Below are 22800 nucleotides of genomic sequence, written 5' to 3' on the forward strand. Positions count from 1 at the left end.
AGGAAGCATGCGCGCACTCACGTGGCAGGGCGTCGAGAAGGTCTCGGTCGAGACCGTTCCCGATCCCCGCATCCAGCAGCCGACGGACGCCATCGTCCGGATCACCTCGACCGCCATCTGCGGCTCCGACCTGCACCTGTACCGCCTGCTCGGCCCGTACCTCGACAAGGGCGACATCCTCGGCCACGAGCCGATGGGCGTCGTCGAGGAGGTCGGCGCGGGCATCACCAAGCTCAAGGTCGGCGACCGCGTCGTCGTCCCGTTCAACATCTCCTGCGGCGAGTGCTTCATGTGCCGTCGCGGCCTGCAGTCGCAGTGCGAGACCACCCAGGTGACCGAGTACGGCTCCGGAGCCTCGCTCTTCGGCTACACGAAGATGTACGGCCAGGTCCCCGGCGGCCAGGCGGAGTTCCTCCGCGTGCCGCTCGCCGACTACAACACCGTCGTCGTCGACACCGTCCTGCCGGACGAGAACTACCTCTTCCTCAGCGACATCGTGCCGACGGCCTGGCAGGGCGTCGAGTACGCGAACGTGCCCGACGGCGGCTCGCTCGTCGTCTTCGGCCTCGGCCCGGTCGGCCAGTTCGCCGCCCGCATCGGCGCGCACAAGGGCTACCGCGTGCTCGCGGTCGACCCGGTCGCCGAGCGCCGCGCGATGGCCGCCCGGCACGGCATCGAGGTCTTCGACTTCACGGACGACATCAACGAACAGCTGCGCGACCTCACCGAGGGCCGCGGCCCCGACTCCGTCGTCGACGCGGTCGGCATGGAGGCGCACGGCTCGCCGATGGGCTCGTTCGCGCAGACCGTCGCCGGGCTGCTGCCCGACCCGATCGCGCGGAAGGCGATGGACACGGTCGGCGTCGACCGGCTCGCCGCGGTCGTCTCCTCGCTCGACCTGGTGCGCCGCGGCGGCACGGTCTCGCTGAGCGGCGTCTACGGCGGCGAGGCGGACCCGCTGCCGTTGAAGTCGATGTTCGACAAGCAGATCACCCTGACGATGGGCCAGTGCAACGTGAAGCGCTGGATCGACGACCTGCTGCCGCTGGTCGAGGACTCGAGCGACCCGCTGGGCGTCAACGACCTCGTCACCCACCGCGCCCCCCTCGAGGACGCCCCCGGCCTCTACGAGACGTTCCAGAAGAAGGAGGACGGCTGCATCAAGGTCGTCCTGCAGCCGTAGCGGGCGACGCCGGGTCTCGATACGCGCCTGGCGGCGCTACTCGACCAGCGTGGATCGCTCATGCTGATCGAGTAGCCGCGGCACGCGGCGTATCGAGATCCCTCCGCCCGGACACGACTCAGGCGGCGTCCCCGAGGGGGCGCCGCCTGAGTCGTGGTGCGGGGTAGACCTACTTGAAGACGTCCTTGATGTCCTCGCCGGTCTGCTTCGCGGAGGCCGCGGCCTGGTCCTTCTGGCCCTCGGCCTTCAGGCTGTCGTCGTTCTTGTGGTCGCCCAGGGCTTCCTTCGCCTTGCCGGCGATGTCCTGAGCGGCGTTCTTGATCTTGTCATCGAGCCCCATAGTGGTGCCTCCTTCGTGATCGTCGTGCGCTGAACTGTCACCCGAAGGTAGGAGCCGTTTCTGCTCGTCGGCTGGGAGCCGGAAGGGGCTTGCCCGGACGATCGCCGAGGTGCCACGATCGTCGGTCGCCCGCTCCCGGCCGGGTCACATGACGGGCGTCGCGGTGTCCGACGGCGCGGTCTGCGTCGGCTCCATCGTGGGCGTGCGGGTCGAGCCGTCGTCGGCGCTGGTGGGCACGGCGCTCCCGGACTGGTTCGGGGTCTGCGCGTCGCCGGTGCAGCCCGCGAGCAGGCCGATGGTCAGGGCGGAGGCGCCGAGCGCGCCGAGGACGCGCACGGTGCGGGACGGTCGAGTGCTGAGCATGGGGTGCCTTTCCGGAAGCGGAGACGGGGCGGTCGTGCCCCCATCCCCGTCGACGCTAGGCAGCGCTCCGCGCCGACGAGAAGGGCTTGACGCGCCGGTCCACCGGATCCGGAGCCGACGCCCAGGAAGCGCCGTCTCGGCGTCAGAGCACGGATGCGCGGGATCGTACGCCCTCACGCCTTCAGTCCGCTACGCCCTATCTCGTTGCGCGGCGCACTGTCCAGACTGGCGACGCCGGCACGCAGACCACCATTTCTCGATCCTGGAAGGGACAGACGATGTCGAACATCGATCCCGCTTCACCTCCGTTCGGAGACGGCGCGGCGAACGCCCGCGCCGCCGACCCCTCGTACGACAGCACCGACAGCACCTACGACGCACCGCTCACCTCGGAGCCGTACTCGTCCGACACGACGACCACGGACACGACCTCCGGCGCGCACAGCGTCGGCGGGGGCACCTCGGGCAGCGTCTCGGACGCCGCCGGCTCCGCCAAGGAGAAGGCCGCCGAGACCGCGGGCGCTGCGAAGGAGCAGGCCGGCGCCGTCGCCGGCGACGCCAAGCAGGCCGCGGGCGACGTGCTCGCCACCGGCAAGGAGGAGGCCGCCAACGTCGCCCAGGAGGCGAAGGTGCAGGTCAAGGACCTCCTCGACCAGAGCCGCACCCAGCTCACCGAGCAGGCGCACGCCCAGAAGGAGAACGCCGCCAAGGGCGCCCGCGCCTTCAGCGACGACCTCACCGCGCTCGCGAACGGCGAGGGCGGTGACGACAACGCGGCGTCGAAGCTCGTCTCGCAGGCCGCCGAGCGCGTCCAGGGCGTCGCCTCGTGGCTCGAGAACCGCGACCCGTCCGAGCTGCTGGACGACGTCCGCTCGTTCGCGCGCCGCCGTCCGGGTGCGTTCATCCTCATCGCCGCCGCGACCGGCCTGGTCGCCGGGCGCCTCGTCCGCGCGCTGACCGCCGAGGCGAAGGACGAGAAGGCCGCGACCGCGGACACCTCCGGACCCGAGTTCGCCGCTCCCGCCGCCGCGGACTACTCCGGTGGCGCGACCACGACGACCTCGTTCGACGAGCGCGGCGATTTCGCGCCGACCGAGCCGGTCGCCGACCCGCTGAGCACGCCGATCACGCCCGGCTACGACGCCTTCCCGAACGGAACCCGGCCGTGAGCGATCCGCTGGGCGCGCATCGCGCCTCCGCCGAGCCGACGCCCGGAGAGCGCGCGGGCTCGACCTCCCTGGGCGATCTGCTCGGCGAGGTCTCCCGTGACCTCTCGACGCTGATCCGCCAGGAGATGGCGCTGGCGAAGGCCGAGATCAAGGAGTCGGCCGGCAAGGCCGGCAAGGGCGCCGGGCTCCTCGGCGGCGCGGGCTACGCGGCGCTGATGGCCGTGCTCTTCCTCTCGATCGCCCTCTGGTGGGCGCTCGGGACGCTGGTCGGCAACGGCTGGTCGGGTGTGATCGTCGCCGTGATCTGGGGCGTCGTCGCGGCGATCCTCTTCGCCGTCGGCCGCAAGAGCCTCAAGCAGGTCGACGGAGTCCCCGAGACGGTCGACACCCTCAAGCAGATTCCCGAAACCCTCAAGCCGAACGGGGCAGGACGATGACGTACGACGCAGGACAGAGCAAGACTCCGGAGGAGATCCGGGCCGACATCGAGCGCACGCGGCTCGAGCTCGGCGGAGACGTGGACGCGCTGGCCGAGAAGGTCAGCCCGAGCGCGATCGTCGACCGGCAGACCGACAAGGTCAAGGCGGCCGTGGGCTCCGTGCGCGACCGGGTGATGGGCTCGGCGCACGACGCCGGCGACTCGCTCTCCGGCACGGCCGGATCGGTGAAGAGCAAGGCGAACGGCAACCCCTTCGCGGTGGGCCTGATGGCCTTCGGCGCCGGGCTCCTGATCGCCTCGCTCATCCCCGCCTCGGACGCCGAGAAGGACGCGGCCGGCAAGGTCAAGGAGCAGGCGCAGCCCGTCGTCGACTCCGTGACCGGCGCCGCGAAGGACGTCGCGAACGAGCTGCGCGAGCCGGCGCAGCAGGCCTTCGCCTCGGTGAAGGACACCGCGACCGACGCCGCGCAGAACGTCAAGGAGGCGAGTGGATCCGCCGCCGACGACGTCAAGGACTCCGCCCGCGAGGCCAAGCACGCGGTGCAGGAGAACGTGACGCAGGACAGCGACCGCTCGTAACTCCCCCTCCCCGCGAGATGCCACTTGTGTACGCCTTTCACGGCGTGTCGCGTACACAAGTGGCATCTCGCTGTCTGGGGCGGGGTGCGCGGGAATAGGGGGCGGCTCGCGGGGCTTCTGGGTCGTATGCGATCCATCGTCTACTCCCGCTCCGGTTCCTCCTCCGTCCTCTCGCTCGTCGACCGGGAGGCCGGCACGCCGGGCGCCGGCGAGGTGCGCGTGCGCGTCCTCGTCTCCGGCGTCAATCCGACCGACTGGAAGGCGCGCGCCGGCGGCGAGCCGCCCTTCGACGAGGTCGTCCCCAACCAGGACGGCGCCGGCGTGATCGACGCCGTCGGCGAGGGCGTCGAGGGATTCGCGGTCGGCGACCACGTCTGGTTCTACCTCGCCGCCCACCAGCGGCCGACCGGCTCCGCGCAGGAGTCGACCGTCCTCGCCGCCGAGCACGTCGTGCGCCTGCCCGAGGGCATCGGTGCCGAGCTCGGAGCGAGCCTCGGCGTCCCCGCGATGACCGCGCACCGCGCCCTCACCGTGCACGAGGAGGGGCCCGCCCGCCTCTCCCCCGGCGCGCTCGCCGGCCGCACCGTCCTGGTGCAGGGCGGCGCGGGCGCGGTCGGTCACGCCGCCATCCAGCTCGCGGTCTGGGCCGGAGCGACCGTCATCGCCACCGTGAGCAGCGACGCGAAGGCGATGCTCGCGACGGCCGCCGGTGCGCAGCACGTCCTGCAGTACCCGGACGAGCAGCTCGCGGCGAAGATCCTTGAGATCGCCCCCGACGGCGTCCAGCAGATCGTCGAGGTGGCGCCCACGCAGAACGCCGCCCTCGACGTCGAGGTGCTCGCGAACCACGGGAGCATCGGCTACTACGCGAACAACAACGGCGACGAGTTCACCATCCCGATTGTGCCGAGCTTCGCCAAGAACGCCCGCTGGCAGGGCCTGCTGCTCTACACGGTCGGCGAGGCGCCGCTCCAGGCCGCGGCCGAGGACATCACCGCGGCCCTGCGCGACGGCGCCCTCCCCGTCGGCGAGGAGGCCGGCCTGCCGCTGACCTGGTTCCCGCTCGAGGAGACCGCCGCCGCCCACGACGCCGTCGAGAGCGGCGTGACGGGCAAGGTACTGATCCGCGTCGCCGCGGAGTAAGGACGCCTGCCTTCTGCATGCTGATCGAGTAGCCCTCGCAGAGGGCGTATCGAGATCCACCGTCATCCGGTGGGCGGGTCTCGATACGCCGCTGCGCGGCTACTCGACCAGCATGAAGGGCGCTGCGCGCTCCTCGACCAGCATGGACGCGACAGCGTCGGTGCGGTCAGCCGCGCAGCGGCGGGGAGCCCGCGACCGTCGCGCGGTCGGCGAGGCCGTCGAGGAGCTCGCGCAGCGCCTCCTCGGCGGTGGTCGTCGGCTCCCAGCCGAGGACGGTGCGCGCCTTCTCCGTCGACATCACCGGCGTGTTCGTCGCGATATCGAGCCAGCCCGCGTCGGTGCGCTGCAGCCGGAGCCGCCAGGTCGCGGTGACGATCGAGCGGAGCAGCCCCACCGGCACCGTCACGAGCCGCGCGCCGACGACGTCCGCGATCCGCTGCGGCGTGAGCACCGGCTCCGCGGCGATGTTGAAGGCCCCGCCCGCCCGGCAGTCGAGCGCGCGCCAGAACGCGTCCGCGACGTCGTCGGCGTGCACGCCCTGGAAGATCAGCGTCCGCGGCAGCGGCAGGATCGGCGGCCGGACCGCCCGCAGCCAGCGCGTCGGGTACCGCGGGCCGGCGAAGAGCCCGGCGATCTCGGTCGCCGCCCCGCGCTGGAAGACCAGCCCCGGGCGCAGCCGGGTGAGCACCACCTCCGGGTGCTCCGTCTCGAACGCGTCCATCGCGCGCTCGTTCGCCGCCTTGTGCCGGCTATAGGTCGAGGTGTGCAGTCCGCCGGTCGGCCAGCTCTCGTCCACGCGCAGGCTCTTCGGCGCCGCGCTGTAGGCGCCGACGGACGACGCCACTGCGACCTGGCCGACTCCGCTCGCCGCCGCGGCCGCCAGCACCGCCGCGGTGCCGCCGACGTCGACCAGGCGCTGGAACGGCTCGTCGTGGCTCGGCTGCAGCGCCCAGGCCAGGTGCACCACCGCGTCCACACCGGTGAACGCCTCCCGCAGCTGCCGCTCCGCGTCGCTCGAGGCCACGTCGACCTCGTGCCAGCGCACGTCGCGGTACTCGTCCGCTCCGGGTCGCGGCTCGCGCCGGGCGATCCCGACGATCTCCGTCACCGCGTCCTCCCGCTGGAGGCGCCTCAGCAGGGCCGTGCCCAGGTTGCCCGTCGCTCCGACGATCGCGATCCGCATGATGTCCCTCCGCGGGCGGCGTCCGCCGTCCTGCTCCGAGGCTAGGCACCGCTCCCCCGCCGCAGCAGCCGCTTGACACTCCCCGCCCCGCCGACCGCCCCGCCCGACCGCCTAGCCCACCCGACCGGCGCCGCGCACCCCCGCGCGCGCCGGCACCGCCGTGCCTAGCCTGGAGGGCATGTCCCGCCCCTCGCCCGTCGTCCGCCACCGGATCGACGGGATCGAGCTCCGGACCCTCGCGACCGGTCGCCCCGACGCCGAGTGCACCTTCGTCCTGATCCACGGCATCGGGATGTCGCACCACACCTTCTCGACCCTCGCCGTCGCCCTCCGCGCGCACGGCCGCGTCGTCGCCGTCGACCTCGCCGGCTTCGGCGCCAACCGCTCGCCCCGCCGCCGCGTCGGCATCGCCGACCACGCCCGTCTGGTCGAGAGAGCGCTGGCGGAGCAGGGCGTCACCCGTGCGGTCGTCGTCGGCCACTCGATGGGCGCCCAGGTGACGGTCGAGCTCGCCGCCCGCGCGCCCGGCCTCGTCGCGGGAGCGGTCCTGATCGGCCCGGTCGTCGATCCGCAGCGCCCCGGCGCCGTCCGGCAGGGCCTCGCCCTCGCCCGCGACTGCCTCGGCGAGCCGCTCGGCGTCGACGCCCTGCTCTTCGCCGACTACGTCCGCGGCGGTCTCGGCTGGTACCTGCGCCAGCTGCCCGAGATGCTGCACTACCCGATCCAGCGGCGGCTGGCCGCGGTCAGCGCGCCCGTGCTGATCGTGCGCGGACGGGACGATCCGATCGCCACCCGCGACTGGTGCGAGCGCCTCCTCGCCCACGCCGCCGACGGGCACCTCCTCGAGTTCGCCGGCTCCCGCCACGTGGTCCCGCGCACCCAGCCGGAGTCGCTCGCGCTCGCCCTGGCGTCCTTCGCCGCCGACATCGCCCCGGACACCACCTCGGCGCCCGACACCGTCCCCGATGCCGCGCCCGACGCCGCCCCCGCGCCCGACGCCGACCCGTCCCCGGTGCCCGCATGACGCACCTCGTCCGCGACGCCGTCTGGTGGATCCGCGACTACGCCTACGCCGTCGCCTGGCAGGTCCGCGCCTTCGTCTCCCGCCGCGCCCCCGACGACTACCTCGACGGCACGGAGCGGCCGATCGTGGTCCTGCCCGGCATCTGGGAGACCTGGGCCTTCCTCCGCCCGATCATCGACCCGCTGCACCGCCGCGGCCACCCGATGCACGTGCTCACCAGTCTCGGCTGGAACGGCCGCCCGGTCGCCCGCACCGCGGAGGACGTCGCCGCCTACCTCGCCGAGCACGACCTCCGCGACGTGGTGATCGTCGCTCACAGCAAGGGAGGGTTGATCGGCAAGTACGTGATGACCGAGCTCGACCCCGACGGCCGCGTCGACCGGATGGTCGCGGTCGCCACGCCGTTCGGCGGCTCGCGCTACGCGCCCTACCTGCTGCTGAAGAGCCTCCGCTCGTTCTCGCCCCGCGATGCGACGACCCTGCTGCTCTCCAGCCGGGCGGGCGCGAACGCGCGGATCACCTCGGTCTTCGGCCTCTTCGACCCGCACATCCCCGAGGGCAGCATGCTCGAGGGCGCGGTCAACGTGCGGATCGAGACCGGCGGGCACTTCCGCATCCTCAGCGACCCGGAGACGCTCGCGGCCGTCGTCGCCGCGGTGGACGCGCCTACTCGGCCGGCGGAGTGATCGTCTCGGCGTCGACCGGGCACTCGATGACCGCCACGCCTCCGCCGTCGGCGTCGTCGACCACGGCACCCGCCGCGGCGAACGGCGCGCGGAAGCAGTAGGCCTCCGGCAGATCGGCCACGTCCGGGAAGGCCGCGGCGTCGACCGGCGTGCGGAACGACAGCGCCCCGAACTCGCCGCCCTCGCTGAGCGCGTCGTACGACTCGATCCCGATCAGGTCCACGCCCTCGACAGCCTGGTCGCTCGCGAGCCGGGCGTAGCCGAAGGCGTCGTCCTGCGGCCCGGAGAGGGACGAGACGAGCGCGAGCACGCGGTCGCGCGACTCCTCGCGGGGCGCCACGTCGTTCGACACGACCACGTCCGGCGCGGGAGCGGTGCAGCCGGCGAGCGCGAGCACCGCCAGGGCCGCGCCGATCAGCAGGGCCGGCGGGGCCGGGGAGGTCGTCGGGGCCGGTCGCGTCCGCATCAGCTTCACCCGACCGACCCTAGCCGCGTAGCAACTGCTCCGCACCGCGCGGAACCCCCTCGGCCGGGCGGGCCGCGGAGCGGAGCATGGAGCGATGAGCTCCTCCACCAGCCCCGGCCCGCGCACCTCCGGCCCCACCGAGCTCCTCCTCGTGCGCCACGGCGAGAGCGTCGCCAACATCGCGGCGAGCGCCGCCGAGGCGGAGGGCGCCCACGACATCGCCGTCGACCGGCGCGACCCCGACGTCGAGCTGTCCTCGGCCGGCCGCGAGCAGGCCCGCGCGCTCGGCCGGTGGCTCGCCGACGGCAACGCCCCGATCGCCGCCTGGTCCTCGCCGTACCTGCGCGCGTCCTCGACAGCGCAGCTGGCCTTCGAGGAGGCGGGCCTCGACCTCGTGCCCCGCCTCGACGAGCGGCTCCGCGACCGCGATCTCGGCATCGCCGACCGCCTGACCACCGCGGGCTTCCGCGCGCGATTCCCCGAGGAGGCGGCGCGGCGGGACTGGCTCGGCAAGTTCTACTACCGCCCGCCGGGCGGCGAGTCCTGGACCGACCTCGCCCAGCGGGTGCGCTCGTTCCTGGACCACCTCGACGTCGTCGCGCCGGCCGGACCGGTGGCGCTGTTCTGCCACGACGCCGTCGTCCTGATCATCCGCTCCGTCTGCGAGGGCCTCACCGAGCGCGAGCTGCTCGACATCGGCCGGGCGACCCCGGTCGCGAACGCCTCCGTCACCCGGCTCGTCCGCGACGGCGACGCCTGGACGCTCGAGCGCTTCAACGAGACCGCGCACCTCGAGCAGTCGAGCGCGCCGGTCACCCGCCACGACACCGGCGAGGACACCGCCGTCGACACCGCGGTCGACACCGCCGTCGACGACCCGCGAGGAAGGACCGACTCATGAGCGAGACCCGGCACAGGAGCGAGACCGCGCCCAGGATCGCCGTCGTCGACCGCGCCCTGCTCGAGCGGCGCTGGCCGCTGCCCGACCCCGCGAGCTCGAAGCACGCCCGCGGTGACGTGGTCGTGGTCGGCGGCGCCCGCAAGACGCCCGGAGCGGCGATCCTCGCCGGGATCGCGGCCCTCCGGGTCGGCGCCGGCCGGATCACCCTCTGCGTCGCCAAGTCCGTCGCCTCCGCCACCGCCGTCGCGCTGCCCGAGTGCGGCGTCGTGCCGCTGGAGGAGACCCGCGGCGGCTCGATCTCGGGCCGCGGGCTCTCCGCTCTGGAGGGCGAGCTGGGCTCCGCCGACGTCGCGCTGATCGGCCCCGGACTCGACGACCCGAAGGCGACCGCCGCGACGCTGCGCGCGATCGCTCCGCTGCTCGCCGACGTCCCCGCCGTGCACCTCGACGCCTTCCCGCTCGGCGTGCTGCCGGGCCAGCGGCGCGTCGCCCGCGCCCTCGCCGGCCGCCTGCTGCTGACGCCGAACACGGAGGAGGCCGCGCGGCTGCTCGGCGCGGAGGTGGACGACGTGGAGGCCGCCGCGATCGCCGTCGCGCAGCGCTACGGAGCGGTCGTCAGCCTCTTCAACGTGATCGCGGCACCCGACGGCGACGCTGTGCGCATCGAGGGCGAGCACCCCGGCCTCGCGACGGCGGGCAGCGGCGACGTCCTCGCCGGCGCGACGGCCGGGCTCCGCGCGCGCGGCCTCGACCCGCAGGGCGCCGCGGCGTGGGGTGCCTTCCTGCACACCGAGGCCGACTCGGTCCTCGTGCGCAGGCTCGGCCCGGCCGGCTACCTCGCGCGCGAGATCCCGGGCGAGTTCCCGGCGCTGCTCACGGGCTGACGCGGGAGCGGTCCGGGACGGCGGCTCGGAACGGGTGGCTCAGGACGTGCCGGTCAGGATCGGTGGCTCAGGATCGGCGACTCGACCGGCGGGAGTCAGTGCGCGACGTCGGCGACGGAGAACGCCACTCCCGGCGTGATCAGGATCGACGTCTCGCGGGGCTGGCCCTCGCCCTGGTTGACGGTCAGCCAGCGCGAGGCGGTGCCGTCGAGCGCCTCCTCGACGCTCGCACGGACGTCCGCGGCGGTGGTGTCGTGCAGGCTGTAGGGGGTGCCGCCGTAGATCAGCTCGACGCGCTTCACAGCAGGCCCTCCTCGCTCTGGCGGGCGCCGCCGTGCGGCTCCTCGCTGATGCGGAGGCCGTGGGCGCTGTGCGAATCGGCCAGGAGCTGGCGGATCCAGTCGGGGTTGATGGCCGGGGCGCGGCCGCCGTGGTACTTGAAGCGCAGCGGGATCGCCGGGTGCAGCCAGATCGACGTGCGACCGTCGCCGACGGACTGCGAGTCCTTCCACGAGAGGTAGAAGGACTCGTTGCGCGACAGCTTCGAGCCGATGACGATCTGCAGGTGAGCGAGCAGTCGGTCGTCGAAGTCGGCTTCGAGAGTCGAGTCGTAGATCAATCGGCCCATGAGGGCGGTCTCCGTTCGCAGTGCAGTCCAGCCGGCGGGGGCACGGCCGGACGGTACGGGGCGATTCTAACCGCCCCGGGGCCGACGCTCAGCGTCGATCGTCGTCCGAATCGAAGTGCGGGATCTCGAGATCGGACAGGTGCGGCGAGGACGAGTCGCCCTCCTCGGCCAGCGGCTGGGACACTCCGAGCCGGGCCGTCTCCTTCGCGAGCCTCTCGACCAGGGCCGCGTCCACGATCTCCTCGCCGCCGTCGTCCTCGGTCTCCGAGAAGAGCTGGCTGGCCGGACCGATCAGCAGGGTCGCCCGGCCGAGTTCGCCGGTGGAGCGCCGGATCGGGATGTCGACCGACATCGCGCCCTTGCGCAGCGCGAGGGCCTCCGCGTAGCCGACGAGCGAGTGCGCGATCCGGCTGCCGGTGAGCACCGAGCTGCCGGCGTAGTGGATGCGTTCCATGCGTCCTTCCTACCGCTCAGCGCCCGATCGGAGCATCCGGGTTGCGCGGCGGGACCGGGCTTGATAGCGCCTCGATCCTCCGCTCGAGCCCCTCGCGGACCGCCGGCCACTCCTCCACGAGGATCGAGTGCACCGCCGTGTCGCGCCAGGAGCCGTCCGCCCGCCGCTGGTCGTGCCGCAGCACGCCCTCGAAGACCGCGCCGAGGCGGAGGATCGCCGCGCGGGAGCGCGCGTTCGCCGCGTCCGCCTGCAGCTTCACCCGCGAGAAGCCGCTGTCGAAGGCCAGGCCGAGCAGGAGGAGCTTGGTCTCGGGGTTCACGGCCGTGCCCCAGACCTCGGGGGCGTAGGCGGTCCAGCCGAGGTGCGCCGCCTCCCGCCGCTCGTCGAAGTCGGTCAGCGAGGAGGTGCCGACGACCCGGCCGTCGACGAGCACGGCGCAGGGGTTGCCGGTCTCCCACGGGTAGTAGCGCCGGGCGAAGGCGCGGAACGCCTCGGCGCCGTCGGGGAGGCCCGAGGGTCCGCCGCCGTAGCCCGCGGCGAACACCTCGGGGCGGCCGATCGCGGCCCGCAGCGGCTCCAGGTGCTCCTCGGTGAGCGGCTCGAGGACGACGAGACGGCCGGTCAGCACGGTGGGGGCCGGGCGGACGGGACGGACGGGACGGCCGGGCGAGGCGGGGCTGCTCATCCGGACATTCTGGGGCCACTGCGGCCCGCTGAGGAGTCCAGGACGCGTGCCAGCATGAGGTCCATGGACAGCACCGCGATGTTCGCCGCCTCGGCCGGCGCCCTGCTCCGCCTCGTCGAGCGGATCGGGGACGAGCAGTGGGTGCTGCCGGGGCTGGGCGTCTGGGACGTCCGCGGCCTCACCGGGCACGCCTCGCGGGCGATCACGACGGTCGAGACGTACCTCCTCGCGGAGGAGCCGGCCGCCGCGACCGTGCCCGACGCGCTCGGCTACTACGCGGCCCTGGCCGGCGGCCGCGCCGACCCCGCGGCCGTGGCGCGGCGAGGCGTCGAGACCGGGGCGCTGCTCGGCGGGCGTCCGGCGGAGTCGATCGCGGCGTCGCTGCAGCGGACCCTCGCGCTGCTGGCGCAGCAGCCGCCCGGGCGTCTCGTCGCGATCGGCGAGCACGCCCTGGCCCTGGACCAGTACCTGCGGACCCGCGTGCTCGAGTTGGTCGTGCACACCCTCGACCTGTCGCGGGCGACCGGCCTCGCGCACGAGATCCCGCCCGAGGCGGTCGAGGCCTGCTCCGCGATGGCGGGGGCGCTCGCCGCTCGGGCGGGACGGGGCGAGGAGCTCCTGCTCGCGCTGAGCGGGCGGGAGCAGCTCGCGGACGGCTTCTCGGTGGTGTGAGCCGCCCGGTGGTTCGAGCGGCCCGGTGGTTCGAGCCGCTCGCGAGCCGAGCGGCCGGCGCGCTCAGGCGACGGCGAGCGCCTCCACCGGCGGCACCCGGGTCGCGCGGCGGGCCGGCAGGACCGCGGAGACCGCGGTGAGGACGATGCTGACCAGGACGACGGCGACCAGGATCCCGACCGGGATCGTCGGCGGCACCAGCCCGATGCCGGGCAGCGAGCCGAAGATCGCGACCGCGCCGGCCCAGCCGTAGAAGGCGCCGAGCACGAGGCCCAGGAGCGCCGCGGCGATCACCATCTGCGCCGCCTCGACGACGACCATCCAGCGCACCTGCGAGCCCGTGAAGCCGAGCGCGCGGAGCAGTCCCAGCTCGCGGCGGCGCTGCAGCACGCTCAGCGAGAGCGTGTTGACCATGCCGACGGCCGCGAGCAGCACCGAGAAGCCGAGCAGGACGCTCATGATCGCCGTGCTGACCGCGACGAACTGGTCGAGCGCCGCGAAGATCTCCGGGCTCATCTCGCTCGAGGCGCGCATGATCGACGAGAAGGTCGCAGCGGCCACCGCGAACATCGTGACGAGCGTCACTCCGATCACGAGGCCGATGACGGCACGCGCGCTCCGGGCGGGGTTGCGGGTGGCGTTCGCGGAGGCGAGGCGCGCGACGGGGCCGCCGCCGAAGGCCCGGCCGACCAGCGAGATCAGCGGCGGGAGCAGGACCGGCGCTCCGAGGACCACCCCGGTGAAGGAGAGCATGCCGCCGGCGAGGCCGATAAGGACCCCGAGCGGGCTGACCAGCCCGACCACGACGCCGATCACGAGGAGCAGGACGCCGACCACGAGGAGGACGAGCGCCAGGACGTTCCGGCCCGTGCGGCCGCGGAGCTCGTCGTAGCGGGGCTCGGCGGCGGAGCCGGCGGCCTGCGACGGAGCGACCGAGAGCACCCGGCGGGATCCGGCCCAGGAGGCGACGACGGTCGAGACGATCACGGCGAGGCCCGGCAGCAGCAGTCCCGGCGAGGCGAGCGGCACGGCGATGCGCGTGAAGGTCCCGGTGCTGAAGGCGATCTCGGCGCCGACGGCCACCAGGACGACGGCGGCGACGAGGCCGAGGGCCGCGCCGATCAGACCCTGCACGAGGCCGGTCCGCACCACCTCGGCGCGGAGCGAGCGTCCGGAGGCGCCCAGCAGGCGCAGCAGCGCGATCTCGCGGGTGCGGCCGGCGATGACCGTCGACACCGCGTTGGAGGTGACGATCGCGCCGACGAAGACGGCGATGCCGAAGAAGACGCCGCCGACCACGCCCAGCGTCGTCGCGGCCTGGGCGATGCCGTCGAGACCGGCGGCGTCGAACGCCGCCACCATGTCGGCGATGACCATCACCAGGACTCCGCCGAACGCGGCCGAGAGCGCGGCGACCGTGATGATCGCACCGCCGCCCTGGCCCGATGCGGCGCGCAGGCCCGTGCGGGCGCTCACGACGCTCCCTCCATCGACAGCATGGCGCGCGAGATCTCCTCGGCGCTCATCCCGCGGCGGTCGTCGACGACGGCCCCGTCACGGAGGAAGACGATGCGGTCGGCGAAGGCCGCGGCGATCGGGTCGTGGGTGACCATCGCGATCGACTGGCCGTACTCGCGGGTCGACGCGCGGAGGAGGCTGAGCACCTCGCGGCCGGTGCGCGAGTCGAGGTTGCCGGTCGGCTCGTCGGCGAAGATCAGCTGCGGGCGGGTGGCCAGGGCGCGGGCGATGGCGACGCGCTGCTGCTGGCCGCCGGAGAGCTCGTGCGGGCGGTGGGTGAGGCGCTCGCGGAGACCGAGGGACTCGATCAGGCGGGCGATCCACTCCTCCTCCTCGGCCGTGACGCGGCGGCCGTCGAGCTCGAACGGGAGGCGGATGTTGCCGCGCACGTCGAGGGTCGGGACGAGGTTGAAGGCCTGGAAGACGAAGCCGACGCTGCGCCGGCGGAGCACGGTGAGCTCGGCGTCGCCCATCGCGGTGATCTCGACGTCGCCGAGGAAGACGCGGCCGGCCGAGGCGGTGTCGAGGCCGGCGAGCACGTGCATCAGCGTCGACTTGCCGGAGCCGCTGGGGCCCATCACCGCGGTGAACTCGCCGCGCTCGATCGAGAGGGTGACGTCGTCGAGGGCGACGACGGGCGGCGTGCTGCCGTAGAGCTTGCGCACGCCCTCGACGCGCGCCACGACGGAGGAGGTCTGGTTCTGCATGTCTCCGACGCTACGGAGCCGCCTCTGTCGCGGGCGTCGCCCCGGGTGGCCGCCGCCGTCATCCTCCCGGGTGACCCGTGCTGGTCCCTGCGGCCCCCGCGAGATGCCACTTATGAGCGGGATCCACGGCGTGTCGTGCTCATAAGTGGCATCTCGCGGCGGGGATCGGCGCGCGCGTCAGGGGGCGGGGTCAGGGGCGGAGGCCCGCTCGGCGGAGGGTGAGGGCGGCGAGGGCGGCGGTGGCGGCGGGGTCGCCGGCGCGCCAGGCGGGGACGGCGGCCGGGTGCGCGGCGAGGATCTCGCGCGGGGTCGCCTCGGTGAGGGCGCGCAGGGCCAGCAGCTCGGCGCCGCTGGGGGTCGCCCCGAGCGCGCGCAGCTCCGCGGTGCGGCGGGCGAAGCGCAGGCGCGGGCGGAGCCAGACCACGGCGAGCAGGAGCAGCGGCAGCCCGCCGACCGCGAGTCCGGCCACGATCGCCAGCGCGCTCGCGAGCTGCTGCTGGTCGCGGCCGGCCGCGGCGAGCACCGCCCCGGCGCCGCTGGCCTCGTCGAACGGCGCGCGCACGGCGTCGCCGAGCAGCGGGATGCCGCCGAGCGTCGAGCCGGCGTCGCTCATGGTCGAGCCGAAGCCGCTGCCCGCGCTCTCGAGGCGGCGGCCGATCTCGGCGAGGCCCGCGATCAGCGAGCCGACGGCGATCCCGGCCGCGATCGCGATCACCGCGACGGCGAGCGCGAGGGCGTCGGCCGTGATCTGGCGGGCGCGGACGGCGGGGAGGTCGGCGTAGATCTGCACCAGCCGATCATCCCTCGCCCGCGGCCGTCGTGCGCGTCGCTGCCGACGCGGACGGGTCTCGAAGCGGGTCGACCCCGTCGCGCGTCAGTCGAGGAGGTCGTGCAGGACGACGACCTGCTCGCGCTCCGGTCCGACGCCGATCGCGGAGAAGCGGGCGCCGCTCATCGCCTCGAGGGCGCGGACGTAGTCCTGCGCGGCCTGCGGCAGGTCGGCGAACTCGCGGCAGCCGGTGATGTCCTCCTGCCAGCCGGGGAACTCCTCGTAGATCGGCTTCGCGTGGTGGAAGTCGCTCTGCGAGACGGGGACCTCGTCGTGGCGCACGCCGTCGACCTCGTAGGCGACGCAGACCGGGATGGTCTCCAGGCCCGAGAGCACGTCGAGCTTGGTGAGCACGAAGTCGGTGACGCCGTTGATCCGCGCGGAGTAGCGGGCGATCGGGGCGTCGTACCAGCCGCAGCGGCGCGGGCGGCCGGTGGTGGTGCCGAACTCGAAGCCCTGCTTGCGCAGGTACTCGCCCCACTCGTCGAAGAGCTCGGTCGGGAACGGGCCGGCGCCGACGCGGGTCGTGTACGCCTTGATGACCGCGATGACGCGCTCGATCCGGTTGGGCGCCACTCCGGAGCCGGTGGCCGCGCCGCCCGAGGTCGCGTTGGAGGAGGTGACGAACGGGTAGGTGCCGTGGTCGACGTCGAGCATCGTGGCCTGGCCGGCCTCGAAGAGCACCGTCTTGCCTGCGTCGAGCGCCCGGGCGAGGACGAGCGAGGTGTCCGCGACCATCGGGCGCAGGCGCTCCGTGTACTGCAGGAGGTCCTCCATGACCTGCTCGACCAGGATCGCGCGGCGGTTGTAGACCTTCACCAGCAGGTGGTTCTTCTGGTCGAGGGCGCCCTCGATCTTCTGACGGAGGATGTTCTCGTCGAAGAGGTCCTGGATCCGGATGCCGACGCGGTTGATCTTGTCGGCGTAGGCCGGGCCGATGCCGCGGCCGGTGGTGCCGATCTGGCGCTTGCCGAGGAAGCGCTCCGTCACCTTGTCGAGCGTGCGGTGGTAGCTGGTGATCACGTGCGCGTTGGCGCTGACGAGCAGCTTCGACACGTCGACGCCGCGGGCGCTGAGCGCCTCGAGCTCGTGGAAGAGCACCTCGATGTCGACGACGACGCCGTTCGCGATGACGGGGACGACGCCCGGCGTCAGGATGCCCGAGGGCAGCAGGTGCAGCGCGTACTTCTCGTCGCCGACGACGACGGTGTGGCCGGCGTTGTTGCCGCCGTTGAACTTGACGACGTAGTCGACGCGGCTGCCGAGCAGGTCGGTCGCGCGTCCCTTGCCCTCGTCGCCCCACTGGGCGCCGGTGATGACGATTGCTGGCATGGCGTGTCCTTCGCTGTGCGAAACGGCAGTACCCGGAGACGCCGGGTGCGGGGCCGGCCGTGCGACGGAGGAGTCGCGACAGGGCGACCAGCCCGAGCCAGTTTACGGGAGGGCCGCCGGGGCGTATCGAGCGGCGAAGCGGCTTCGCGTCTCGGTGATGAGGAAAGGACGCGGCTGCGCCGCAGCATGCTGGTCGAGTAGCCCCGCAGGGGCGTATCGAGACCCGCCCTCATCAGCAGGGCGGATCTGCAGACTCGTCCTTCTGACACTGGTGGATCTCGATACGCCCGCTCCGCGGGCTACTCGATCAGCATGGACGTCCCGACACCGACAAGGTGATCTGCCTCCGAGCACGAAGACCCTTCCGAGCACCCGCAGCCTCCGCTCCGCGCCGAGGATCGGATCGCGGACGAGCCCGCGCCGGCGACGGACCGCCCACACCACCGGCTCGGCGACCGACGCTTCAGGGACGTCGTCGCGAAGGAGGCAGAACGCCGTGCGGTGCACTCCGGAGATCGCCGCGACGTGCATCGACCGACTCGCCGACGCGACGACGGCGGCCGACAGTCCGCCTCCGCTGAGGGAGGCCACCCGCAGCAGCCGCCCGTCCCGCTCCACCGCGACGAGGCGACCCTCGCGCGCCAGCAGCGTTCCGAGCCGAGTCACCGAGTCCATGGGTCAGGACCCGCTTCCCGTGTTGCTCTCACCGCTGTTCGTCTCGAAGCGTCGCCAGGGGTGCAGGGCACCGATCGGCTCCTCACCCGCGTCATCGAACGGACTCCTCACGACGAATTCGATGGCGGCCGCCTCCAGGAGAGGCGGACCGACCTCGACGTCGAACTCCTCGACCAGAGCCGCGAGCCAGGCGCGGACGTCTTCCTCACGCCCCCACTTGACGACGACATCGGTCCGCACATCTCCGAGCTGGACGAACTCCCGGCTGAACGTGAGCTCGATGCACTTCTCGTCCGCCGGCGATGAGCACGGGCTGAACAGGATGTAGAAGGCCTCGACTCCGGCTGAGCCGGTGAAACCGACACCTCCGCGATCGAGCAGCCGGTCGATCCCCTCGTCGCCAGGCATCATTCCAACTCAGCGCGAGAGTCGTCCAGCAGGGCGTTGCGGCCGAACTCTCGCTGCGCTCTCCCGTTCTTCCTCTCCTCGGGCGCGTGGGTTCGAGCGAGGATCGCGCGGGTGGTCACGGTGAGCACGGCCGCCCCGGCGAAGATCGACGCCTCGATCCACGCGTGGGCCGCGAGAAGGAGCCCGAAGAGCGGAACGGACACCAGCACGGGAACCAGCAGGCCCTCGACGCCACCGCCGCGAGGGGAAGCACCAGACACCATCACCGACGCCCTTCCCTTCGAGTCCAGTCCTCCGCAGCATGATGCCGAGCTCCGCACGGGGGCGGGGACGACGATTCCCTGATGGTGACGTTCTACCCCGTGTCCGTCGCAGCCTAGTTGACATACCCTCAGCGTTGAGAGGGAGTGCACAAAGGGGACGTGATCCGCCCCGCCCGACCGATAGCCGAGCGATGCTCTCGAACCCGTAACGACGTGTTCACACGTGGCGCATAGATTCGAACTCGTTCACACTCCACCGATCACGCGAACAGGAAACCGATGCGCACACTCCGCGCCGCAAGCCTCCTCGCCGTCGTCGCGCTGGGAGCGGTCACCGCCGCTCCCCTCGCGAGCGCGGCCCCCCTCGACGACGGCGTCGAGCTCACCCTGGTGTCGACGACCGACACGCACGGGCACGTCTACAACTGGGACTACTTCGCGAACGCGCCCTACGAGGGCGAGGACACGCTGGGCCTCACCCGCGTCGCGACCGAGGTCGACCGCCTCCGCGCCGAGAAGGGCGACGACTCCGTCCTCGTCTTCGACAACGGCGACGCGATCCAGGGCACGCCCCTCACCTACTACTACGGCCTCGGCGACGGCGCCGCGGGCGTCCTCTCGGGCGAGACGACGCACCCGATGGCCACCGCGTTCAACACCATCGGCTACGACGCGCAGGTCGTCGGCAACCACGAGTTCAACTACGGCCTCGACATGCTGAGCGCCTACGAGGGCGATCTGAACGCCCCGCTGCTCGGCGCGAACGTCGTAGACGTCGCGACCGGCGAGCCGTACCAGAAGCCGTACACCGTGATCGAGCGCGAGATCGACGGCGAGACCGTGCGGGTCGGCGTGCTCGGCCTGGTCACCCCGGGCGTCCGCGTCTGGGACAAGCAGTACGTCGACGGCGTGCTCGAGTTCCGCGACATGGTCGAGACCGCGAAGGAGTGGGTCCCGAAGGTCGAGGCCGAGGCCGACGTGGTCGTCGTCCTCGCACACACCGGCCAGGGCACCGTCCCGGACGCCGAGTACGACCCGGCCGACCTCAACGAGGACGTCGTCAACAACATCGCGACGCAGGTCCCCGGCATCGACGTGGTCGTCGCCGGCCACAGCCACCAGGACGTCCCCGAGACGCTCTACACGAACGTCGCCGGCGAGCAGGTCCTCGTCACGCAGCCCTACTTCTGGGCGCAGGGGCTCACCGAGGTGACCCTGAACCTGGTGAAGGACGCCGCGGGCGACCTGCAGGTCGACTGGACCGAGGGCAGCGCGCCCGTCGTCACCCCGGTCTACGCGCGCGACATCGCCGAGGAGTCGACCGCCGTGGTCGACGCCCTCGCCGAGCCGCACGCGACCACGATCGAGTACGTGAACACCCCCGTGGCGGAGTCGCTCGAGGAGCTCTCGGCCGAGACCTCGCGCTACGAGGACACCCCGATCATCGACTTCATCAACAACGTGCAGGCCGAGACGGTCGACGCCGCGCTCGAGGGCACGGAGTGGGCCGACGTCCCGGTCATCTCGCAGGCGTCGCCGTTCTCGCGCACCGCGGTCTTCCCGAAGGGGCAGGTCACGATCCGCGACATCGCCGGTCTTTACATCTACGAGAACACCCTCCGGGGCGTCGAGATGACGGGCGCGGAGGTGCGCGACTACCTCGAGTACTCGGCCCGCTACTTCAACCAGGTCGCCCCGGGCGCTCCGTTCGACCCGGCCACCGGCACGAACGCGATCACCGCGGACCGCCCCACGGGCATCCCGGACTACAACTACGACGCAATCTCGGGCCTCGACTACGTGATCGACATCTCGCAGCCGGCCGGCTCGCGGATCCGCGACCTGACGCAGCTCGACGGCACCCCCGTCGCCGACGACGACCGCTTCGTGATGGCCGTCAACAACTACCGGCAGAGCGGTGGCGGGGCCTACCCGGCCGTCGCCGCGGCTCCCCTCGTCTACGACGAGCGGCTCGAGATCCGGCAGCTGCTGATCGACTGGGCGAGCGCGCGCGGCGTGATCGACCAGGCCGACTTCTTCGACGAGAACTGGTCGCTGACGTCGGTCGCGGCCGAGGTCCCGGCCGAGGTCCCGGCCGAGCCCGGCACTCCCGGCCAACCCGGCATGCCCGAGTCCGGCACGCCCGAGCCCGGCCAGCCCGAGCCGACCGAGCAGCCGACGGCCACCCCGGTGCCGCTGCCCTCCGCCACGCCCGTCCCCGTCGCCGGCGGCTCGCACTCCGGACCGCTCGCGAACACGGGCGTCGACGCGGCCTCCTATGCGGGAGGCGCGGCTCTGCTGCTGCTCGCCGGCATCGCGCTGACGGTGCTGCGCCGCCGCCGCTCCGCCTCGCACTCGGAGTAGCCGCCCGCACCACCCGCACGACCGGACGGCGCCGCCCTCACTCCCGAGGGCGGCGCCGTCTCGCGTTCCAGGCGGCGAGCACGCCCGTCGACCACAGCGCCCAGAGCACGAGCAGCGGCTGGAAGACCAGCCGGATCGCCCGGGCCGCGTCGGTCTCGAGGCCGAAGGCCGAGGTCCGGGTGACGAGCTGCGAGACGTTGCCGGGGAACACCGCGACGAAGAAGGCGGCGACGACGATCCCCACCAGCACCCGCCGGCGCCGCAGCAGCAGGAGCGCGAGCCCGAGCGCGATCTCGACGACACCGGATGCCAGGACGACGAAGTCCGCGTCGAACGGCAGCCACGGCGGCACCTGCGCCTGGAAGGACCGCCGGGCGAAGGTCAGGTGCCCCGTCCCCGCGAACACGAGCACGAGGCCCAGGAGGATGCGGGCGATCGTGCGCGGGAGGCTCATCGCCCCAGTCTGCGCCCGCAGTTCCCGCGCTCCGGCTGCACCGCCCCGTATCCTCGATACCGCGCGCGCCGCGCCACCCCGTCCGTACCGCCCTGTCCGCAGACCGTGAAACGAGTTCCATGAGCACCCTGCCCCGCCTGATGGCCTTCGACCTCGACGACACCCTCGCCGCCTCGAAGTCCCCCGTGGACCCGGTGATGGCCGACCTCTTCGTCAAGCTGCTGCAGGCGACCGAGGTGTGCATCATCTCCGGCGGCCAGATCGGCCAGTTCCGGATGCAGGTGCTCGACCGCCTCGAGGGCGCCGACCCCGCCGTGCTGGCGAAGCTGCACCTGATGCCCACCTGCGGCACGCAGTACTACCGCTACGAGAACGGCGACTGGGCGCAGATCTACGCCGAGAACCTCACCGACGACGAGAAGTCCCGCGCGCTCGCCGCCGTCGAGGAGAAGGCCAAGGAGCTCGGCTACTGGGAGTCCGAGACCTGGGGCCCGATCCTCGAGGACCGCGACTCGCAGATCACCTTCTCCGCCCTCGGCCAGGCCGCTCCGGTGCCGGTGAAGCAGGCCTGGGACCCGACCGGCGAGAAGAAGAACACCCTCCGCGAGGCCGTCCAGGCCGTGCTGCCCGACCTCGAGGTCCGCTCCGGCGGCTCCACCTCGGTCGACATCACCCGCAAGGGCATCGACAAGGCCTACGGGATGAACAAGCTCACCGAGCTCACCGGCATCCCCCTCGACGAGATGATCTTCGTCGGCGACCGCCTCGACCCCGACGGCAACGACTACCCCGTCAAGGCGATGGGCGTCGAGACCTTCGCCGTCGAGGGCTGGCACGACACCGCGGCCTACCTCCGCTCCTACGGCCTGTGACCCACCCGGCCGGCCCTCCCCGCGAGATGCCACTTGTGAGCGCGACACGCCGCGAAAGTCCGTCACAAGTGGCATCTCGCGGGGAGGGCCGGGCTCGGGTCAGGCGTCCTCGCTGAGGGAGCCGGTCGCGGTGCCGTCGAGGGCGAGGCGGAGGCGGCGCGGCAGCTTCGCGACGATGATCGCGTGCGACTCCGCGAGCAGCTCCTGGACGAGGCCCTCCTCGACCCGGCCGCCCGCGTCGACGGTCACCCAGTGCTTCTTGTTGAGGTGGTAGCCGGGCTCGATGCCGTCGACGCCCGCGACGAGGTGCACGACGTTCTCGGGCAGCGCTTTGACGCTGACGACGGGCCGGCCGAACCGCTCCATCTCGAGCGCGAAGACCTTGCCCTCGACCTTCCACACCCGCGTCTCCGGGCCGAAGGGGAAGCTCGCGCCTGCGCCCGGCAGGTCGGCGAGGAAGGACTCGAGCGCGGCGGTGTCCACGCGTCCATCATGCCCGCAGAGGTGCCGCCCGCGTAGGCTCGTCCTGTCGTCCGTCCAGCCAGTGGAGCAGTCTCCGCCGTCGGAACGACCGGAATC

28 protein-coding genes are annotated in these 22800 nt (G+C 72.9%); 12 read left to right on the top strand and 16 right to left on the bottom strand.

Features of this window, described 5'->3' with window-relative positions:
- The first annotated feature begins 7 nt into the window (after window positions 1-7).
- Window positions 8-1183: a zinc-dependent alcohol dehydrogenase gene (locus MT351_RS04530; RefSeq protein ID WP_243581375.1), complete on the top strand. Its 1176-nt coding sequence runs from the start codon at window positions 8-10 to the stop codon at window positions 1181-1183.
- Window positions 1184-1352: 169 nt separating this feature from the next.
- Here MT351_RS04530 and MT351_RS04535 read toward each other — a convergent pair whose 3' ends face one another.
- Window positions 1353-1523 (bottom strand): CsbD family protein, encoded by a 171-nt coding sequence (locus MT351_RS04535; RefSeq protein ID WP_133963605.1) that lies wholly within the window; start codon window positions 1521-1523, stop codon window positions 1353-1355.
- Between the two features lie 144 nt (window positions 1524-1667).
- A complete protein-coding gene (locus MT351_RS04540) occupies window positions 1668-1886 on the bottom strand; it encodes a hypothetical protein (RefSeq protein WP_123447108.1) in 219 nt (72 codons plus the stop codon).
- A gap of 278 nt (window positions 1887-2164) precedes the next feature.
- Between MT351_RS04540 and MT351_RS04545 the strand changes: the two genes are divergently transcribed.
- The 4 genes from MT351_RS04545 to MT351_RS04560 all read left to right on the top strand — a co-directional run bounded on the left by MT351_RS04545 (window position 2165) and on the right by MT351_RS04560 (window position 5216).
- Window positions 2165-3055, top strand: a complete 891-nt coding sequence (locus tag MT351_RS04545) for a hypothetical protein (RefSeq protein ID WP_166649683.1) — start codon at window positions 2165-2167, stop codon at window positions 3053-3055.
- Window positions 3052-3492 (top strand): phage holin family protein, encoded by a 441-nt coding sequence (locus tag MT351_RS04550; RefSeq protein ID WP_372487831.1) that lies wholly within the window; start codon window positions 3052-3054, stop codon window positions 3490-3492. The genes MT351_RS04545 and MT351_RS04550 overlap by 4 nt, the downstream gene beginning before the upstream one ends.
- Complete coding sequence (locus tag MT351_RS04555) at window positions 3489-4073, top strand: DUF3618 domain-containing protein (RefSeq protein ID WP_132437410.1); 585 nt, start codon at window positions 3489-3491, stop codon at window positions 4071-4073. The genes MT351_RS04550 and MT351_RS04555 overlap by 4 nt, the downstream gene beginning before the upstream one ends.
- A gap of 126 nt (window positions 4074-4199) precedes the next feature.
- Entirely contained in the window at window positions 4200-5216 is a 1017-nt protein-coding gene (locus MT351_RS04560) for an NADPH:quinone reductase (RefSeq protein WP_132437409.1), read from the top strand.
- A gap of 166 nt (window positions 5217-5382) precedes the next feature.
- On the opposite strand, the gene MT351_RS04565 is transcribed toward MT351_RS04560, so the two are convergent.
- A complete protein-coding gene (locus MT351_RS04565; RefSeq protein ID WP_243581376.1) occupies window positions 5383-6399 on the bottom strand; it encodes an NAD-dependent epimerase/dehydratase family protein in 1017 nt (338 codons plus the stop codon).
- Between the two features lie 178 nt (window positions 6400-6577).
- Here MT351_RS04565 and MT351_RS04570 point away from each other — a divergent pair, with 178 nt between their 5' ends.
- Together MT351_RS04570 and MT351_RS04575 are read left to right on the top strand one after the other, a co-directional pair.
- Window positions 6578-7423: an alpha/beta fold hydrolase gene (locus MT351_RS04570; RefSeq protein WP_243581377.1), complete on the top strand. Its 846-nt coding sequence runs from the start codon at window positions 6578-6580 to the stop codon at window positions 7421-7423.
- Window positions 7420-8109 carry a triacylglycerol lipase gene (locus MT351_RS04575; RefSeq protein ID WP_132437407.1) on the top strand — a complete coding sequence of 230 codons (690 nt, stop codon included), beginning with the start codon at window positions 7420-7422 and terminating at the stop codon, window positions 8107-8109. Before MT351_RS04570 ends, MT351_RS04575 begins: the two co-directional genes overlap by 4 nt.
- Here the strand turns inward: MT351_RS04575 and MT351_RS04580 are convergent.
- Window positions 8090-8584, bottom strand: a complete 495-nt coding sequence (locus tag MT351_RS04580; protein ID WP_243581378.1) for a hypothetical protein — start codon at window positions 8582-8584, stop codon at window positions 8090-8092. The two genes, MT351_RS04575 and MT351_RS04580, sit on opposite strands and share 20 nt — an antisense overlap.
- Before the next feature lie 85 nt (window positions 8585-8669).
- Here MT351_RS04580 and MT351_RS04585 point away from each other — a divergent pair, with 85 nt between their 5' ends.
- Entirely contained in the window at window positions 8670-9476 is an 807-nt protein-coding gene (locus MT351_RS04585) for a histidine phosphatase family protein (protein WP_123736260.1), read from the top strand.
- Window positions 9473-10360, top strand: coding sequence for an ADP/ATP-dependent (S)-NAD(P)H-hydrate dehydratase (locus MT351_RS04590; RefSeq protein WP_243581379.1), 888 nt, complete (start codon window positions 9473-9475; stop codon window positions 10358-10360). The genes MT351_RS04585 and MT351_RS04590 overlap by 4 nt, the downstream gene beginning before the upstream one ends.
- 95 nt (window positions 10361-10455) lie before the next feature.
- Here the strand turns inward: MT351_RS04590 and MT351_RS04595 are convergent, their stop codons facing one another.
- The 4 genes from MT351_RS04595 to MT351_RS04610 form a co-directional block, all read right to left on the bottom strand.
- A complete protein-coding gene (locus MT351_RS04595; RefSeq protein ID WP_123736258.1) occupies window positions 10456-10662 on the bottom strand; it encodes a hypothetical protein in 207 nt (68 codons plus the stop codon).
- Entirely contained in the window at window positions 10659-10988 is a 330-nt protein-coding gene (locus MT351_RS04600; protein ID WP_123447118.1) for an ATP-dependent DNA ligase, read from the bottom strand. The genes MT351_RS04595 and MT351_RS04600 overlap by 4 nt, the downstream gene beginning before the upstream one ends.
- Window positions 10989-11076: 88 nt before the next feature.
- Window positions 11077-11442 carry a hypothetical protein gene (locus MT351_RS04605; RefSeq protein WP_123706004.1) on the bottom strand — a complete coding sequence of 122 codons (366 nt, stop codon included), beginning with the start codon at window positions 11440-11442 and terminating at the stop codon, window positions 11077-11079.
- A 16-nt stretch (window positions 11443-11458) separates the two neighbouring features.
- Window positions 11459-12127 carry a GNAT family N-acetyltransferase gene (locus MT351_RS04610; RefSeq protein ID WP_123736256.1) on the bottom strand — a complete coding sequence of 223 codons (669 nt, stop codon included), beginning with the start codon at window positions 12125-12127 and terminating at the stop codon, window positions 11459-11461.
- A 63-nt stretch (window positions 12128-12190) separates the two neighbouring features.
- Between MT351_RS04610 and MT351_RS04615 the strand changes: the two genes are divergently transcribed.
- On the top strand, window positions 12191-12799 hold the full coding sequence (locus tag MT351_RS04615; protein WP_243581380.1) for a maleylpyruvate isomerase N-terminal domain-containing protein: 609 nt from the start codon (window positions 12191-12193) through the stop codon (window positions 12797-12799).
- 63 nt (window positions 12800-12862) lie between these two features.
- Here MT351_RS04615 and MT351_RS04620 read toward each other — a convergent pair whose 3' ends face one another.
- The 6 genes from MT351_RS04620 to MT351_RS04645 all read right to left on the bottom strand — a co-directional run bounded on the left by MT351_RS04620 (window position 12863) and on the right by MT351_RS04645 (window position 18534).
- Window positions 12863-14275 carry an FtsX-like permease family protein gene (locus MT351_RS04620; protein ID WP_243581381.1) on the bottom strand — a complete coding sequence of 471 codons (1413 nt, stop codon included), beginning with the start codon at window positions 14273-14275 and terminating at the stop codon, window positions 12863-12865.
- Complete coding sequence (locus MT351_RS04625; protein WP_123447122.1) at window positions 14272-15024, bottom strand: ABC transporter ATP-binding protein; 753 nt, start codon at window positions 15022-15024, stop codon at window positions 14272-14274. Before MT351_RS04625 ends, MT351_RS04620 begins: the two co-directional genes overlap by 4 nt.
- 190 nt (window positions 15025-15214) lie before the next feature.
- On the bottom strand, window positions 15215-15814 hold the full coding sequence (locus MT351_RS04630; protein WP_243581382.1) for a hypothetical protein: 600 nt from the start codon (window positions 15812-15814) through the stop codon (window positions 15215-15217).
- Between the two features lie 84 nt (window positions 15815-15898).
- The gene (locus MT351_RS04635; RefSeq protein ID WP_123736253.1) at window positions 15899-17185 is read right to left on the bottom strand and encodes an adenylosuccinate synthase; all 1287 of its coding nucleotides are present in this window, start codon (window positions 17183-17185) and stop codon (window positions 15899-15901) included.
- A gap of 678 nt (window positions 17186-17863) precedes the next feature.
- Window positions 17864-18268 carry a hypothetical protein gene (locus MT351_RS04640; protein ID WP_132437400.1) on the bottom strand — a complete coding sequence of 135 codons (405 nt, stop codon included), beginning with the start codon at window positions 18266-18268 and terminating at the stop codon, window positions 17864-17866.
- The gene (locus tag MT351_RS04645) at window positions 18268-18534 is read right to left on the bottom strand and encodes a hypothetical protein (RefSeq protein ID WP_123741017.1); all 267 of its coding nucleotides are present in this window, start codon (window positions 18532-18534) and stop codon (window positions 18268-18270) included. Before MT351_RS04645 ends, MT351_RS04640 begins: the two co-directional genes overlap by 1 nt.
- A gap of 276 nt (window positions 18535-18810) precedes the next feature.
- On the opposite strand from MT351_RS04645, the gene MT351_RS04650 reads away from it, so the two are divergent.
- Complete coding sequence (locus MT351_RS04650; RefSeq protein ID WP_279398057.1) at window positions 18811-20895, top strand: bifunctional UDP-sugar hydrolase/5'-nucleotidase; 2085 nt, start codon at window positions 18811-18813, stop codon at window positions 20893-20895.
- A 37-nt stretch (window positions 20896-20932) separates the two neighbouring features.
- Here the strand turns inward: MT351_RS04650 and MT351_RS04655 are convergent, their stop codons facing one another.
- Window positions 20933-21349 (bottom strand): hypothetical protein, encoded by a 417-nt coding sequence (locus MT351_RS04655; RefSeq protein ID WP_132437398.1) that lies wholly within the window; start codon window positions 21347-21349, stop codon window positions 20933-20935.
- Between the two features lie 119 nt (window positions 21350-21468).
- Between MT351_RS04655 and MT351_RS04660 the strand changes: the two genes are divergently transcribed.
- On the top strand, window positions 21469-22221 hold the full coding sequence (locus MT351_RS04660; RefSeq protein ID WP_123447127.1) for an HAD-IIB family hydrolase: 753 nt from the start codon (window positions 21469-21471) through the stop codon (window positions 22219-22221).
- Between the two features lie 99 nt (window positions 22222-22320).
- Here MT351_RS04660 and MT351_RS04665 read toward each other — a convergent pair whose 3' ends face one another.
- Complete coding sequence (locus tag MT351_RS04665) at window positions 22321-22704, bottom strand: MmcQ/YjbR family DNA-binding protein (protein WP_208110615.1); 384 nt, start codon at window positions 22702-22704, stop codon at window positions 22321-22323.
- Window positions 22705-22800: the final 96 nt, after the last annotated feature.

Source organism: Rathayibacter sp. VKM Ac-2926 (genome assembly GCF_022815565.1).
Taxonomy (GTDB): Bacteria; Actinomycetota; Actinomycetes; order Actinomycetales; family Microbacteriaceae; genus Rathayibacter; species Rathayibacter festucae.